The sequence below is a fragment of the Sporocytophaga sp. genome (assembly GCF_017745095.1).
Classification (GTDB): Bacteria; Bacteroidota; Bacteroidia; order Cytophagales; family Cytophagaceae; genus Sporocytophaga.
In genome coordinates this window covers 286,178-302,314 of record NZ_JAGHZZ010000003.1, presented here as the reverse complement: position 1 = coordinate 302,314, position 16,137 = coordinate 286,178, and the positions used below count along the sequence as shown (strand labels likewise).

At 37.3% G+C, this 16,137-nt stretch carries 12 protein-coding genes; 7 read left to right on the top strand and 5 right to left on the bottom strand.

The features are described from left to right. Positions 1 to 16 precede the first annotated feature (16 nt). The 4 genes from J7604_RS06485 to J7604_RS06470 all read left to right on the top strand — a co-directional run bounded on the left by J7604_RS06485 (position 17) and on the right by J7604_RS06470 (position 5,057). Positions 17 to 934, top strand: coding sequence for a type IX secretion system membrane protein PorP/SprF (locus J7604_RS06485; RefSeq protein ID WP_293892866.1), 918 nt, complete (start codon positions 17 to 19; stop codon positions 932 to 934). After that, the gene (locus J7604_RS06480; RefSeq protein ID WP_293892863.1) at positions 934 to 3,015 is read left to right on the top strand and encodes a hypothetical protein; all 2,082 of its coding nucleotides are present in this window, start codon (positions 934 to 936) and stop codon (positions 3,013 to 3,015) included. Before J7604_RS06485 ends, J7604_RS06480 begins: the two co-directional genes overlap by 1 nt. A gap of 59 nt (positions 3,016 to 3,074) precedes the next feature. Continuing rightward, a complete protein-coding gene (locus J7604_RS06475; protein WP_293892860.1) occupies positions 3,075 to 4,310 on the top strand; it encodes an MFS transporter in 1,236 nt (411 codons plus the stop codon). 81 nt (positions 4,311 to 4,391) lie between these two features. Further along, positions 4,392 to 5,057: a carboxypeptidase-like regulatory domain-containing protein gene (locus J7604_RS06470; protein WP_293892857.1), complete on the top strand. Its 666-nt coding sequence runs from the start codon at positions 4,392 to 4,394 to the stop codon at positions 5,055 to 5,057. 137 nt (positions 5,058 to 5,194) lie between these two features. Here J7604_RS06470 and J7604_RS06465 read toward each other — a convergent pair whose 3' ends face one another. The 3 genes from J7604_RS06465 to J7604_RS06455 all read right to left on the bottom strand — a co-directional run bounded on the left by J7604_RS06465 (position 5,195) and on the right by J7604_RS06455 (position 9,594). Beyond that, positions 5,195 to 5,797: a HupE/UreJ family protein gene (locus J7604_RS06465; RefSeq protein ID WP_293892854.1), complete on the bottom strand. Its 603-nt coding sequence runs from the start codon at positions 5,795 to 5,797 to the stop codon at positions 5,195 to 5,197. 192 nt (positions 5,798 to 5,989) lie between these two features. After that, the gene (clpB, locus tag J7604_RS06460; protein WP_293892851.1) at positions 5,990 to 8,605 is read right to left on the bottom strand and encodes an ATP-dependent chaperone ClpB; all 2,616 of its coding nucleotides are present in this window, start codon (positions 8,603 to 8,605) and stop codon (positions 5,990 to 5,992) included. A gap of 224 nt (positions 8,606 to 8,829) precedes the next feature. Then, positions 8,830 to 9,594, bottom strand: a complete 765-nt coding sequence (locus J7604_RS06455; protein ID WP_293892848.1) for a porin family protein — start codon at positions 9,592 to 9,594, stop codon at positions 8,830 to 8,832. Positions 9,595 to 9,771: 177 nt separating this feature from the next. Between J7604_RS06455 and rlmN the strand changes: the two genes are divergently transcribed. After that, positions 9,772 to 10,833, top strand: coding sequence for a 23S rRNA (adenine(2503)-C(2))-methyltransferase RlmN (gene rlmN / locus J7604_RS06450; RefSeq protein ID WP_293892845.1), 1,062 nt, complete (start codon positions 9,772 to 9,774; stop codon positions 10,831 to 10,833). A 5-nt stretch (positions 10,834 to 10,838) separates the two neighbouring features. On the opposite strand, the gene J7604_RS06445 is transcribed toward rlmN, so the two are convergent. Both J7604_RS06445 and J7604_RS06440 read right to left on the bottom strand, forming a co-directional pair. After that, positions 10,839 to 12,179 (bottom strand): DUF5723 family protein, encoded by a 1,341-nt coding sequence (locus J7604_RS06445; RefSeq protein WP_293892842.1) that lies wholly within the window; start codon positions 12,177 to 12,179, stop codon positions 10,839 to 10,841. A gap of 6 nt (positions 12,180 to 12,185) precedes the next feature. Continuing rightward, positions 12,186 to 13,259: a hypothetical protein gene (locus tag J7604_RS06440; RefSeq protein WP_293892839.1), complete on the bottom strand. Its 1,074-nt coding sequence runs from the start codon at positions 13,257 to 13,259 to the stop codon at positions 12,186 to 12,188. Between the two features lie 114 nt (positions 13,260 to 13,373). Between J7604_RS06440 and J7604_RS06435 the strand changes: the two genes are divergently transcribed. Further along, complete coding sequence (locus J7604_RS06435; RefSeq protein WP_293892836.1) at positions 13,374 to 13,961, top strand: hypothetical protein; 588 nt, start codon at positions 13,374 to 13,376, stop codon at positions 13,959 to 13,961. Between the two features lie 183 nt (positions 13,962 to 14,144). Further along, positions 14,145 to 16,055, top strand: coding sequence for a molecular chaperone DnaK (dnaK, locus tag J7604_RS06430; RefSeq protein WP_293892833.1), 1,911 nt, complete (start codon positions 14,145 to 14,147; stop codon positions 16,053 to 16,055). The last annotated feature ends 82 nt before the right edge of the window (positions 16,056 to 16,137 follow it).

The window sequence follows — 16,137 nt, the reverse complement described above, 5'->3', positions numbered from 1 at the left end:
ATTAAGTTAAGTACACGTGGTCAGGTCAAGTATATTACTGGTAAGTTTAATTTTGATGTCTTGGGTAACCAAAGCCCAGCAGGCTACGTTGTATTCGCAATACATGTTTAATGGGCTTGCGATTAATCCGGCATATGCCGGCTCCAGTGAAGCTTTAAACTTTACTGCTACAGGAAGAAAACAATGGAGTGGAGTTGAAGGAGCACCTTCGACACTTACATTTTCAGCACATGCACCTATACGCAAAGAAAAGATGGCGTTGGGGGCATTGATTACCAATGATCATATCTCTGTTTTTACACAAACTACATTAAATGTAGTTTATGCTTATAGGTTACATTTTACTTCAGGATCAACTTTGGCATTTGGTCTACAGGCCGGGGCTTCCAATTATCTTGCAAGATACAGCGATCTGACTTACAAAGCGGCTAATGACCCCACTTTGCAGCAGGAAGATTATAATACAATTACTCCTGGATTTGGAGCTGGAATTTACTACAATTCAAAAAAGTTTTATGCCGGTGCTTCTGTTCCCTATTTGGCAAGCAATTTCCTCGCTTCAAAATATGTCGCCAATCGAATGGAATTAAAGAATCATTACTTTTTTACAGCAGGTTATGTTACTGACATCAATGAGAACCTGAAGTTTAAACCTAGTACACTTATAAAATATATAGAAGGCGCTCCTGTTCAGATAGATTATAATGCTAATTTTCTTTACAAGGAATTTCTTTGGCTTGGGGTTTCATACAGAAGTAAAACTTCGTTAATATTCCTGGCTCAGGTTTATGCTAATGACCAGCTTAGCTTCGGGTACTCTTATGATCATAGCCTTTCCAAATTGTCCGGATTTAACACTGGCTCACATGAAATTATGATTAGTTATCTTTTTTCATATACAAAAACTAAAGTCGTTACACCAAGATATTTTTAATGATGAAGGCTTTTCTGAAGTTGATTGTTGCTGTTGTATTGCTATCAAAAACATCACTCCTTTATAGTCAGGACAAAAACATAGTTGCACACTTTAAAAATGACCTGAAGCTGGCAGAAGATCTTTATGCGAAGCAAGCTTATTTAAAAGCCGGAGAGATGTTTCAGCGTATTGCTAAGAAGGACACTGGAAATGCTGATATTAGATTTAAGATAGGCGAGTGTTATTGGAAACTTAACAATACTACTGATGCTGAATTTTGGTATAAAGAAGGGTTTAAAAGAAATAACGCCATTATTAACCTAGCCGATTACAAGCTGCATCTTGCAGAAGCATTGGTAATCAATGGAAAAAAGGATGAGGCAAAAATTTGGTATGATCTGTATAGTAAAGAAAGTCTGAGTAAGAGGGCAATAGCTGAATCCAAAAGGAGAGGCCTTGATGCTTATGATACTTTCTTTAGAGATTCTTTATTTTACAGTGTAAAGGAACTTCCTATAAATTCAAATGCATCAGAATATTGCCCATCATTTTATCAGAAAGGTCTTGTGTTTGTCTCTAACAGAAAAACTATTGAGCTTGTAAAGAATGTTGATGCAGCCGATCAGGGTAACTTTCTTGATTTGTACTATGTTGAATTTGCAGGCGATTCGGGATTTGGGAAGCTGCAAAAATTTACAGACTTTAATACCGGTCTAAACGAAGGTCCGATTACATTTTTTGAAAATGGAAGAAGAGCTGTCTTTTCCAAAAATGAAAAGGCAGTTGGAAAAGATACTAAGCGACTACAATTGTTTTATGCTGAAAAGGATCAGAATGGAAAATGGACTAAACCTGAAGGTCTACCATTTAATAATCCAAGCTATTCAGTAAGTCATCCTTTCTTTGATAAAAATACAAGTTGCCTTTATTTTGTGTCAGACATGCCTGGAGGCTACGGAGGAACTGATATTTACAGAAGTATCTTCCATAATGGAGCATGGATGATGCCAGAAAATATGGGTACAGCCATCAATACCTCAGGAAATGAAATGTTTCCTTTTGTGTCAAAGGATAGTTGCTTGTATTTTTCATCTAATGGATTGCCAGGCATCGGAGGACTTGATCTATTTTTTGTTGATTTGAAGCATCATGCCTCCAAACCTATAAACCTTGGAGCCCCTTTAAATAGCTCAAAAGACGACTTTTCCCTTATACTTACTGATAATACTTCTACAGGATTTTTCTCCAGTAACAGGAAAAAATCAGGAGGAGATGATATATACAGGATTATTATTCATAAGATAAAATATGAAGGCGTAATGCTTGATAAACTAAAAGCTCTTCCTTTAAAAGGAGTAACTATAAAAATTTCTGATACAGAAACCGGAAAAGTTGAATGGGTTGTTAAGAGTTCTAATAAGGGGACATTCTCTTGCTACCTCATGCCCGGGAGGCATTATATGGTGGAGGCTGTAAAGGATGATTATAAGGTATCGCAAACGGAACTTTATTTTTCTTCGAGGTATGAGAATCTTGTAAGAAATAAAATAACAATGGAGAAGGTTAAAAAATCCTTTGTTAAGGGGCGAGTGATAAAAGATACTTCAATGGTAAAGAATTGTATGGTGAAAGTCTTTGATTTTTCCAATGATTCTGTTGAAGTTATAAAGACAAATAATATGGGAGAATTCTCGTGTGAAATTAATAAGGATACCACCAATATTTTTTATGCTGAATATAAAGGAGTGAAGGGCATATATAAGCTTGAACCAGTTCAACGAAAACGAAAGGGTTCAGTGTTGACTTACATTACCCTTGAGCTTGCCCCTTTGAAATACAAGGATTGTGAAGGTATATTGCTTGATACACTGGATCATCCATCTTCTAAGGATTCTTTAATCTTGTCCAATGAACTTACCGGGGAAGAAGAAATAATAAAGACGGATAAAGATGGTAAATTTAAATTTAATGCGTGGGAATCAGGTAGATATTCTTTATTTTTAAAGTCCGAAGATAGGTATATCTGGATGAGTACTTTTGTTCCGGAAAAGGTTAACAGGATTCAATTAAGAAAAAGGAAAAAGGACGAGATCTATTAGGGTAATTCTGTTAACTCATCACCTCATTTTATCGTAAATGTTGAATGTAAATTTGAAGTATGTCTTCTCCAGTAGCATTAAATGATTTTTCAACTAAAGATGAGAGTTCTACGACTCTCAAGGAAATTGCGCTAATCTTCCTTTTGGCGTGTATTCAATTCACTTTTGTAATAGACTACATAGTGATTTTGCCCCTTGGTCCTGAAATCATGAAATCATTTCAGATTCGTCCGGATGAATACGGTTTGATCATTTCCGCATATACACTGACTGCTGCAATCGCAGGCTTCTTTTCTTCATTTTTTATAGATCGGTTTGACAGGAAACAGGCTTTGTTGTTTTGTTTGTTTTATTTCCTAACAGGATCAATATTAAGTTATATCGCGAATACATATTATTTCTTCATGTTGGCAAGGATGTTTACAGGAGCTTTCGGGGGGGTAATGTCTTCGCTAGTGATGATCTATCTTGGAGAGAAATTTTCATTGAAAAAACTCGGTGTTGCAACTAGCTTTGTAATGATTGCTAATGGCATGGCTACAATTGCAGGCGTGCCAGCTGCAGTATATTTCTCGGATCATTATGGATGGAAATTCCCTTTCATGGTGCTTTTGTGCATTAACTTTATAGTTATTATTCTTACATATTTCTTTCTTCCTAAAACTCAGAAGTCATCCACGATTACAAGATCAAATGTTTCAGGAAAGTTAAGATCTGTTGTATTAAGCGCAAATTTTATTTGGCCGGTAATCTTTATGTCTTTGTTGACTTTTGCAGGAGGAGCTACAATTTTGCCGTTTCTGAGTGCATTTGTTTCTACAAATTTTTATTTTTCTACAGAAGAAATAGCATTAATGTTCTTCTATGGGGGGCTTGCAGCTTTGTTTGTAAATCCAATTGTGGGGTATCTTATAGATAAATTTGGGAAACAGAATGTGTTTCTGCTTCTTAATTTTGTTTCAATAATTCCTTTATTGTTGCTAACTACTTTTCCGTTTACAGAAAAAAATGCAACCTTGCTAGTGACCACTCTTTTCTGGTGTCTTTCCACTGCAAGACAAATGTCTGGTCTTACTCTCGTAAATTCACTATTCCCCAGCGAACACCGAGGCCGGTTTATCACAATTAATTCTTCTATTCAACTATTGGCAGGAAGCGCCGCAACAGCTATAAGCGGTAAAATAATTTACACTGAGGAAAACCTGCTATGCAATTTTGATGTTCTTGGCGTTATCGGGATTTGTGCTACGATTATTTGTATCTTTGCCGCATTTATACTGGAAGAGCAGAGTTAGTTGGCAGGGTAACGTTCGATAATTTTCCCCTTAGGCAATAATTATTCAGGCAAAATTCCGTTACCTTTAGTGTCTTGAATTATGAGAAGAATTTTATTTATCCTGCTTTTTGTATCCTATTCCCTTATTTCACAGGGGCAAAATGGGAAAAATATTGTTCAGCTTTCTGGTCTTGTAATTGGTGGCGACAGTGCATATGGAATTCCTGGAGTCACTATCTACACTCCAAAATCCGGAAGGGGGACCATCACGAACTATCTCGGTTATTTCTCAATGCCCGCTTTAGGAGGGGATAGTATCGTAATCAAATCACTGGGATTTAAAGAAAAGTCATTTATTGTTCCCAAAGACACAAATAAGTTGAGTCTCGTAATCGAGCTTTTAGGAGATACCTCCATTTTGCCCACTGTCGAAGTTTTTCCATGGCCTACAGAAAAAATATTTAAAGAAGCTTTTCTCTCACTGAAATTGGATGACAATTCTTATGATAACATGCATAAAAATCTGAATGAGCAGGTAATGAGAAGAATGCTTTACACTCAGGAAGCAAGCAGCAAAAACAATCACAATTATTATATGCAGCAGCAAACTACAAAAGTGGAAAACAGATTTTTCCAACCTACTTTAAGTCTGCTGAACCCTTTTGCCTGGTCTCAGTTTTTGAACTCAGCCCGTAATGGTGGTCTTAGAAATAAGAAGAAGGAAGAAAATGAAAAGTATGGGAAATATGGAAATGAGGATTTCTGAAATTCCTTGTAAAGGGCTAAAATGTATATTTTAATTTTTAGATTTAGGTTGATTCTTAGATTATTGTATTTTTAAGTTGGTTTTGAAAACAAAAAGAAAATAATTGATTCCTTCCCAGTTACGCTTTCTATTTTGTGCTATTTCAAAACCAGAGTATAGAAAAAAGCATTCATTATAATATAAATTGAAATACCAGCACAAGCGCCTGATAGTATTAAATTCCACTCCCTGATATTTACTCTTAATAAATAAGTAAGAATGAATGCTGTGATTAGCAAGAATGAAATTGTCAAAATCAAAGCAGATAAAATTCCCATGTTGAAAGCAAGAACTGGTAGAAACAATTTATCAGATTCTAATGCTGATCCCAGAACCGCAGGAAAATCCAGGCCATGGAGCAATCCACCCGCTAGAGCGAGAAAATATCTGTAGTTATGTGGGGAATATTTGTTAGTAAATGCGTTCTTTTTAAGAAAGAAGTTGGAGACAGAAACAATTATTGTCGTCAAAGGAAGAAGGAATGGGAGCAATTTTGCTGGGGCATTTATAATTCCAAATGCGGATAAAATGAAAGTAATCAGGTATCCCAAAACAAAACAAGCCGCATAAGTGGCAATAAGGCGAACCGATTTGAATGTATAAATTCCACACAAAGCGATTATAAAAAGAATGTGTACGAATACATCCAGGTAGGCTATTTTGATAAATCCCAAACTGAAATAGTGTGGAAAATCTGACATAGGTCAAAGGTTTATCTTGCTTTTGCTTTATACGATTTATGTTAAACCAAGGTTTGATTTGGATGAGAATGGCCTTCTGTTTCAAATTGATAGCAAATCAGTAGTAAACCTAATCTTTCTTAAAAATTAGATAGAAATCAAAAAGGCTGCTTAAAATGTAAGCAGCCTTTTTGATTTCTATTCTTTAACAAATTAAAGTTTTACAGATTCAAGATTCAGAAACTGGATATTGCCGTTTTCATCCAAAGTAATTCCGACAACTTCATCTTTCTTAATAGCTCCTGCAAGTATTTCTTTAGATAGCTCATTTAAGATATGACGCTGAAGGACACGTTTCAGCGGTCTGGCTCCGAATTGTGGATCAAATCCCAATTCACCAAGTTTCTCCAATACTTCCGGTGAAGCTTCTATTCTAATACCACTTTCTTCAAGTCTTCTTTGAATACCTTTAAATTGAATATCTACGATTTTCCGGATTTCTTTTCTGGAAAGAGGTTTGAACATAATGATCTCATCTACCCTGTTAAGGAACTCCGGACGAACTGACTTCTTCAACTGTTCTATAACCTCAATCTTTGTTCTTTCAACTACTTCTTCTTCATTGTATTCATTTATCTCGGCAAAGTTTTCCTGAATAAGATTTGCTCCGATATTTGAAGTCATGATAATAATTGTGTTTTTGAAATTTGCAACACGACCTTTATTATCAGTAAGCCTTCCATCATCAAGGACCTGAAGCAGTATATTGAATACATCCGGATGTGCTTTTTCAATTTCATCCAGCAGAACTACAGAGTATGGCTTTCTTCTTACTGTCTCGGTGAGCTGTCCTCCTTCTTCATAACCGACATACCCAGGAGGAGCTCCTATAAGTCTGCTTACAGAATGCCTTTCCTGATACTCAGACATATCAATTCTGACCATTGCATTTTCATCGTTGAATAAGAATTCTGCCAAAGCTTTGGCCAGCTCTGTTTTACCTACACCGGTTGTTCCTAAGAAAATAAAAGAACCAATAGGTCTTTTCGGATCCTGCAAACCGGCACGGCTCCTTCTTACCGCATCTGATATTGCCTGGATAGCCTCTGTCTGCCCTGCAACTCTTTTTCCAAGTTCTTCTTCAAGATGAAGCAGTTTTTCACGGTCGCTCTGTAGCATTTTTGCTACAGGAATTCCAGTCCATTTGGCTACTACTTCAGCAATGTCTTCAGCAGTCACTTCTTCTTTCAGCATAGAGCTTCCATCCGCCTGCGTTTCTTGAATTTGCTTTTGAAGGTCCTGAAGATTCTTTTCGCTCTCCTTTATTTTCCCATATCTTATTTCAGCCACTCTTCCGTAGTCACCGGAACGTTCAGCCTGTTCAGCTTCATTTTTATATTTCTCAATATTTTCCTTTTCCTTCTGAATGGATTCTATGAGTGTTTTTTCATTTTGCCATTGTGCCTTCAGTTCATTTCGCTTATCCGTTAGCTCTGCAATATCTTTAGAAAGCTGTGCTTCTTTCTCTTTATCATTCTCTCTACGTATAGCTTCGCGCTCAATTTCAAGCTGCATTATTTTTCTTTGTACCTCATCCAGTTCTTCAGGCAAAGAGTCAATTTCTATTCTAAGCTTTGAAGCTGCTTCATCCATAAGGTCAATCGCTTTATCAGGAAGGAAGCGATCTGATATATATCTGTTAGAAAGCTCTACAGCAGCAATGATGGCATCATCTTTTATTCGCACACCATGATGCACTTCATATTTTTCCTTGATACCTCTTAATATAGAAATAGCATCCTGAAGATCCGGCTCATCCACCATCACAGCCTGAAACCTTCTTTCAAGTGCTTTATCTTTTTCTATATACTTTTGATATTCCTTTAATGTAGTTGCTCCGATTGCGTGCAGCTCTCCTCTCGCAAGAGCTGGTTTCAATAGGTTTGCAGCATCCATTGCACCTTCACCACCTCCGCCAGCTCCGATCAGTGTATGGATTTCATCAATAAAGAGTACAATTTCTCCATCAGAATCAGTTACTTCCTTGATTACAGATTTTAACCTTTCTTCAAACTCACCTTTATACTTAGCGCCTGCTACAAGAAGTCCCATGTCCAGGGATACGACAGTTTTCGACTTCAAATTTTCAGGAACATCACCATTCACGATTCTCTGCGCCAGTCCTTCAACTATTGCGGTTTTACCAACCCCTGGTTCGCCAAGAAGGACAGGGTTGTTTTTAGTTCTTCTTGAAAGTATCTGAAGTACTCTCCTGATCTCTTCGTCTCTACCGATTACGGGATCTATTTTACCTGCTTTAGCCAGTTCGTTAAGGTTTTTGGAATATCTTTCCAATGACCTGTATTTTGCTTCCGCATTTTGGTCTGTTACTTTTGATCCACCTCTAAGTTCATGAATAGCGGCTTTCAGATGTTTTTCTGAAAAACCTGCATCTTTCATCAAGGTGGCGGTTTTATCTCTTCCGCCGAGAATACCTAGTAAAAGGTGTTCTACAGCGACATACTGATCGCCAAATTCCTTCAAAAAAGAGCTTGCTTTTACCAAAGCCTGATTAGCATCATTAGAAAGAAATGGACTGCCTCCGCTCATTTTAGGGTAGGAGCGGATGATCTCCTCCAGTTTGGTCTCAAAAAGATTTTTGTTAACATTCAGTTTCTTTAAAAGAAAGGCAATCATATTCTCGTCAGATTCGAGGATGGCCTTTAAGATATGTCCGGATTCAACCCCCTGTTGCTGATGGCTTCCGGCGATTTCTGTAGCCCTTTGAATGACTTCCTGGGCCTTTATTGTATAATTGTTAAAGTTCATAGGTTAACTAACTTTTATTCTAAATCCAAAACATCAAACTTTTGTCCATTGGTGCATAATTTATAGAATAGGAAAAAATGTCATTTGTCGGTTTATTTTTTTGATGTTTATTGTGACAATTTGTCTTAATTTGGCGGTCTTGAGATTTTGCTTGCGGTAAAAATGGCAAAAGCCGAAATTCAAATCAATGAATTCCGGCTTTTGCAATGAAAGTTCTTCTTTGACTATCTTCTACCTCTCATTGTAGGCGACAATAAATGGTCATTCCCGAAATGATAAGTTACTCCAAGTAAAAGAGCGAAGGTATAGTTGTGATAAAATTGCTTATAATTATCGTAGGTAGTAACCGGAACGTCCGCATTGGTTTTTGCTTTCTTATTTAAGGTATTGGTAATACCGAAATCAAATTTTGCACTTGTGTTAAATGTAAAATGCTGATTAAGATATACATCAAGCCCCGCTCCAATGGCTGCATCTATGATAAACTTATTATAGTAATCATTTTTAGAAGGAGGCAGATCATAAAACTTAGTCAAATTAGGATCATCTTCTCTTCTTGTATATATCACGTTTCCTCCGGCACCTTTAATAAGATATCCCAATTGAGGACCTCCATAAACTACGAAGTCGGTTTTTTTAGTCAACTTATGAGATGCTCTTAAAAATAAAGGTACTTTGATATAATCAAGTCTTCTTTTTCCACTTAATACACGTGCGGTATCAGTTGGTTGAAATTGAAGTTCTGATGTAAATTTTTGATTATGAGAGGCATAAAATACACCTGTCTGGAATGTTGTAGCTCTGTCAAGCCTAAAATCCACATTAAGACCCGCTCCACCTGCAAATGTGTTTTTGCTATCATATTGAGGGTCATAGTTATTGGTCAGAATACCGGTTTTGGAAGGGAAGTAATAAACTCCCAGCGTAACCTGTGCAAATGAAGCAGATACGCAAAATAAAAATGCGAGGAAAAGTAATGCTTTTTTCATATGACTTAATTTGGTAATACAAAAGTAAGAAAAAATCCAATTCGATTCTCGGAAAAAACATGGCTCTAACGGATTCTTGGGTAGAACTGTTTGAAATTTCGATATGAATTTTATATCGTCCATATATGTTTTAACTGGGATCAATTAATTAGAGGGATTATTTGTACCTTTGCACCTATGAATACTCAGGTTTTAAAAGACATTCGCAAGCAAACTATTCAGGATCTGAAAATCTTTCTGGAAGAGAAGGGAGAGAAGGGATTTCGTGCAAAACAGATTTATGAATGGATTTGGAATAAAAGTGCGTCTTCTTTTGATGAAATGACCAACCTTTCCATAAAAACTCGTGATTTGTTAAAAGAAAGTTTTGCATTTCAAAAGGTTACGATTGCTCAAAAACAGGTAAGTTCTGATAAAACTATCAAAGTTGGTTTCAGGCTTTTTGATGGCAATTTGGTTGAAGGGGTTTTGATCCCAGCCGACGATCGTATGACCGCTTGTGTTTCTTCTCAGGTAGGTTGTTCCCTGACTTGTAAATTCTGCGCTACAGGTTATATGGAAAGGAAGAGAAACCTCGAGCCCGGGGAAATATATGATCAGGTGGTTTTGATAAGACAACTGGCGGAGGAACATTACAATACTCCTTTAACGAATATTGTATTCATGGGCATGGGTGAGCCTTTGCTCAATTATGCAAATGTATTGAAGGGAATAGAAATGATTACTTCTCCGGAAGGCTTAAATATGGCTTCCAAAAGGATAACGCTTTCCACTGCAGGTGTCGCTAAAATGATCAAAAAACTTGCTGATGATGAGGTGAAGTTTAACCTTGCATTATCTCTGCATGCTGCAAATGATGTGAAGAGAAATGAGATCATGCCAATCAACGAAACCAATAGTCTTGAAGCGTTAGGGGAAGCGCTAAGATACTTTTACAAAAAAACTGGTACTCGCGTCACATATGAATATATTGTATTCCATGATGTGAATGATCAGATTGAGGATGCTCGTGAGCTTTATGAATTCAGTAAAATTATACCTTGCAAAATCAATATTATAGAATACAATCCGATTGCTGAAGCAGATTATGTGAATGCAAAGGAGGATAGGATCGAGAAATTCAGAGCATTTCTGGAAGCTAAAGGTGTTACCGTAAATGTAAGGAGAAGCAGAGGCAAAGACATAGATGCTGCCTGCGGTCAACTTGCAATAAAAGAAAAACCAGGATCAGTTGCCTGAGTGTTTTAAAAGGCAACTGAAATATTGGTTGCGATATCTGCTCCTTTTCCATGATTAGGGAAAATAAAACCAGTAAGGTTGTCCGAGCTAAATCCCCATTTAAAGCTTTGTCCTAATTTGAAGCTGAAGAAAGCTCCAATAGCTTGTTTATTATATCCCCCTGCTGAGAGTAAAACACCACCGTTAAATACTCTATGAAAGTCATGATTGTAGCCTATGCTGAAAAAAGACTTTGTTGTGGAGCCGGGAAGGTTCTGGAATCCCTGAATATAAGTAAAGAAGATGGTGTTAGAATTGTATGTTGACTCATCTTTTTTAGAAGTTCTTGGAGTTTTGATTTTTCCTTCAATAACAAGCCTTGTGCTAAGCGGAGTTTTATATGATCCCCCTTTGGTTTTTATCGGATCAAAAATCTGGGCAAGTGTATCTGTGCTATATTTTTGGCTTCCGAAAAACCTGCTTATAATCAATCCTTCATATTTCACCTGTCCTGACCGCTCATAGCTTGTAACATCTTTATCGTATTTCACAGCTCCGATGTCTAATATGCTGGTGGTAAATTGAAGGTATTTATTTACAAAAACAGTTACTCCAGCATCCGCACCATAGCCCTTGCCATTGGAGTTCCATAGGTTTATATTATCGATACCGGAGGTTTGTACTTTATAGTTAAAATCAAAATCTATGAAGCGTCCTTCCGGATCCGTATACATTGAACCGTTAGCAGGGCGCATATATATGGATCCTATGCCGGTAAGATACTTTAACCGCACACCTGCTCTTATTCCAAATCCATCTTCCTTTCCAAAGACCGGAATAGCTGCACCGAGTGCATATTCTCTAAGGTAGTTTATGTTTAAACTTGCAGGACCAAGGTTTACACGTTGTCCGGCAAATTGCTTGTTACCTTTTAAAGCAAGCTTTAAGAAGTTTTCGCCAAATAGAAAGCTTGTACCTGATCTTTCATTTACGCCTAGAGAAAAGGCCAATTTTTTCTCAGACTTAGTCTTAAATTGGACTGCAACTCCCAGCAATTGAAAGTCAAGCCCTGCACCAAAAAGGTTTTCACTATTCAGTTTCGATAAAACTTTATTGACGTCCTGATTCTGTATTAATCCTTTTTGATAAATTTCTTTAGCGGTCTTATAATCAAAAGCTGTATTACCTAGCCAGACATAACTATTGATCCCAATCTGGGCATGTTTGTTTCCAAGGTCAAGTTCAGACGGAGAATATTTGGATGCGTTAAGGTCATTGTAATTGCAATACCTCGTACCCATATTATTTTGAGCCGAAGCAAATAATCCTGTTGAAAAAATAAACAGTGCTGTTAAAAGATTTCTCATGAAAAATTATTTTTTTATTGCAACATTTAGATCCCCGGTGAGCTGAAATTTCAAAAGATTATCCTTGTTGATGATGACATCGGGAGGATTGGCAGCATTGAATTTGATTCGAAGGAATTGCGCGTTGATTATTTTATTTGCTTTGGCTTCGTTAAGCTCAGTTGTAATTTTGGTTTCTCTTGGCGTCACAGTCACTCCGCCCGCAATCACAGGCTCCTGAATAGAAGGATCGGTATTGAATAGGGAGTCAAGGACAGTATAGGAGCCATCAAGGAAATACAACTGAAGGCTGAATTTTAGTGGCATGCCATTGTTGGCAAAAGTAAACAACTTTCCGGAAAGAGATTCAGCATTGATATCTGTTCCCTTAAGGTTTAAATCTACAGTTTCTTCAACATTAAAAGTATTTCCCTTGGAGAGTGTGATTGATTTGAACTTCAACTTATGTATATAAATTTCAATTTTAAATGACCTTTCAGGGTCTATAATAACTTTTCCATTGCTGTTTTTGGTGGAAAAATTATTGATTTGCAACTGCATGTTAGGCAAAAGTTGCCTGTTATTCAGGTTCAGAGGAGTCATTCTATAGACACCCCCATTGGATGGTAAACCAGTGTTAAGGGTTTGATTTACCAATATTGGTGTTGTTCCGCCAGGTTGACTAATAACTACGTTTACGCCTGAGTTCACATCCACTTGGAGATTATTGGTCAGGACGAAATATATCTCACCTGATTCGACTTCTGCAGATTTGAATGTTTCTGTAAGGTCCAGGTCAAAGGGGCCGAGATTGGTTGAAGGAATCGCAGGGATATTCACTGCAATTGAAGGGTTGGGAATTCCGAAATCCGCAAGTTTGAAAGTCTTTACATAGGCAAAACTGTCTATGTCGGGAATTTCATTAATTGTGAGATCCTCTTTGACCAGTGGTCCCAGAATCTGGGCGTCCCAATCGGGTTCCAGTTCATGGTCTTGTTTTACATTGCATGAGAAGAGAAATAAAAGAATAATAAACAAAAAGCGTCCTGATTTCATTGAGTTTAAAAAAGTCACATACTGGTTAAAGATAGTTAATTTCATTACAATGGTAAAATTTGTTCGATTTAGTTCATTAACGTTCAAAAACTTTAACGGTTGGCAAAGTTTTATTAATATAGCAGTGTATTAATATTTAGGGTATTTAATTTAGAGAAAATGAATTATAGAAGTATTGTAGGGGTATTGTTGATCGTTACTTGTCTTTTCTCCTGCTCAGAAGATAAACCTCAAACAGAGGAGCAGGCAGTCGAACAGCCAGAACAAACAGATACCATTGTATCTGGTATAGATACACTGAGAACGGAAATGGTAAAAATCCTTAAAGCAGATAGCGGGGTTTTCAGAGGTGTAAATTTTGGAATGACTAAAGATGAGGTTATTGCTTTGGAGGCTGATACCAAAAGAGATTCTACCGAGGATACTTATCTTGATTACCTTTTTGAAGTAAATGAGCTTGAAGAAGCAGAAGTATCTTATTTTTATGGTAAAGACTTGAAAATAAATAAGATACAGCTTAATGTGTATCCGGAGGACCAGCCATCTCAAATACGGTATTTTGATGAATTAAAGGCTTTTCTAACTGATAAAAATGGTGAGCCTAAAACCAGTACCGATAAAAATGCAATATGGCAGACTCCTGAAGTATTAATAAATATGAAAAAAATGGGAAATGAAAAAGTGCACGATATTCAGGTGGATTTTGTTCCTGCACCGGTTTCTGTTCCTACTGCATCAATAAAATAATTCATTAATAAGCTTTTTGTCAGGCAAAGGAAACATTCTTTGCCTTTTTTTCATCTTTTTTTTCCCTTTCTTATAGGTTTATGTCAGAATGGCATACTGTCAGTTCGGAATTCCTGTTGGCATAACCATTGTTATAGTACCAAGCAACAGAGAAAATTAAAAACCTTTTAAAAATATTTATTTATGGGAAAAATTATTGGTATAGACTTAGGTACAACGAACTCCTGCGTGTCTGTTATGGAGGGAAATGAACCGGTTGTAATTGCCAACAGCGAAGGTAGGAGAACAACTCCATCTATTGTTGCTTTCCTTGACAATGGGGAAAGAAAAGTCGGAGATCCTGCAAAACGTCAGGCGATTATCAATCCGAAGAATACCATTATGTCTATCAAAAGATTCATGGGTAAGAAATATTCTGAAGTGACTAAAGAAGCTTCAAATGTTACTTATACTGTGGAAAAAGGACCTAATGATACTCCAAGAGTGAAAATAGGAGACAGACACTATACTCCACAGGAGCTTTCAGCGATGATCCTTCAGAAAATGAAAGCTACTGCAGAAGATTATCTGGGTCAGGAAGTAAAAGAAGCCGTAATTACTGTACCAGCTTATTTTAACGATGCAGAAAGACAGGCTACTAAAGAAGCAGGTCAGATTGCAGGTCTTGAAGTGAAGCGTATTATCAACGAGCCTACAGCAGCAGCCCTTGCATATGGACTTGATAAGAAACATCAGGATATGGTTATCGCAGTATTTGACCTTGGTGGCGGTACTTTTGATATTTCAATTCTTGAATTAGGTGATGGTGTATTTGAAGTTAAATCTACTAACGGTGATACCCACCTTGGAGGTGATGACTTTGACCAGGTTATCATCGACTGGTTGGCAGAAGAATTTAAAAAAGACGAAGGTTTGGATCTTAGAAAAGACCCAATGGCACTTCAAAGATTGAAAGAAGCTGCTGAGAAAGCTAAAGTTGAACTTTCAAGCTCTACTTCTACCGAGATCAACTTGCCATATATTATGCCTGTTGACGGTGTTCCTAAGCACCTTGTAAGACAATTGACAAGAGCTAAATTTGAGCAGCTTGCAGATTCTCTTATCAAGAGAACGCTTGAGCCTTGTAAAAAAGCGCTTAAAGATGCTGGCCTTTCAATAGATAAAATTAATGAAGTAATCCTTGTAGGGGGGTCTACCAGAATTCCAAGAATTCAGGAAGAAGTTGAGAAATTCTTCGGAAAGAAACCTTCTAAAGGAGTTAACCCTGATGAGGTAGTTGCTGTAGGAGCTGCGATCCAAGGTGGTGTATTGACAGGTGAAGTAAAAGATGTACTTCTTCTAGATGTTACTCCTCTTTCTCTTGGTATCGAAACTATGGGTGGTGTGTTCACTAAACTGATAGAGTCTAACACAACTATTCCTTCAAAGAAATCGGAAGTGTTCTCTACGGCTTCAGATAGCCAGCCGTCTGTAGAAATTCACGTATTACAAGGTGAAAGACCGATGTCTAGAGATAATAGAACAATCGGACGTTTCCATCTTGACGGAATACCACCAGCACCAAGAGGAGTTCCTCAAATTGAAGTAACATTCGATATCGATGCTAACGGTATTCTTCACGTATCTGCAAAAGACAGAGGAACAGGCAAAGAGCAGAAGATCAGAATTGAAGCTTCTTCAGGCTTAACAGATGCTGAGATCGAGAAAATGAAAGCTGAAGCTAAAGCAAACGAAGAGGCAGATAAGAAGGAGAAAGAAAGTGCTGAGAAAATCAATGCTGCTGACTCTTTGATCTTCCAGACTGAAAAGCAATTGAAAGAATACGGAGATAAACTTTCTGCAGGAAATAAATCTGCTATAGAAAGCGCTCTTGCTGAGCTTAAAACTGCTCACGGTTCAAGAAATGCAGATGCTATAGATACTGCTCTTGCATCATTGAACAAAGCATGGGAAGCTGCTTCTCAGGAAATGTACAGTGCAACTCAGGGAGCTGGTCCTGAAGCTGGTGGTGGTGCTGCCGGACAAGGCCCAACTGATACAGGAGGAGTTACTGACGTAGACTACGAAGAAGTAGATTCTAACAAGAATAAGTAATAGGTAGTAAGTGATAAGTTTAACAATGAAGCCTTGAAGTTTTACTTCAGGGCTTTTTTTATACCTTTATTTTTAAAATTGA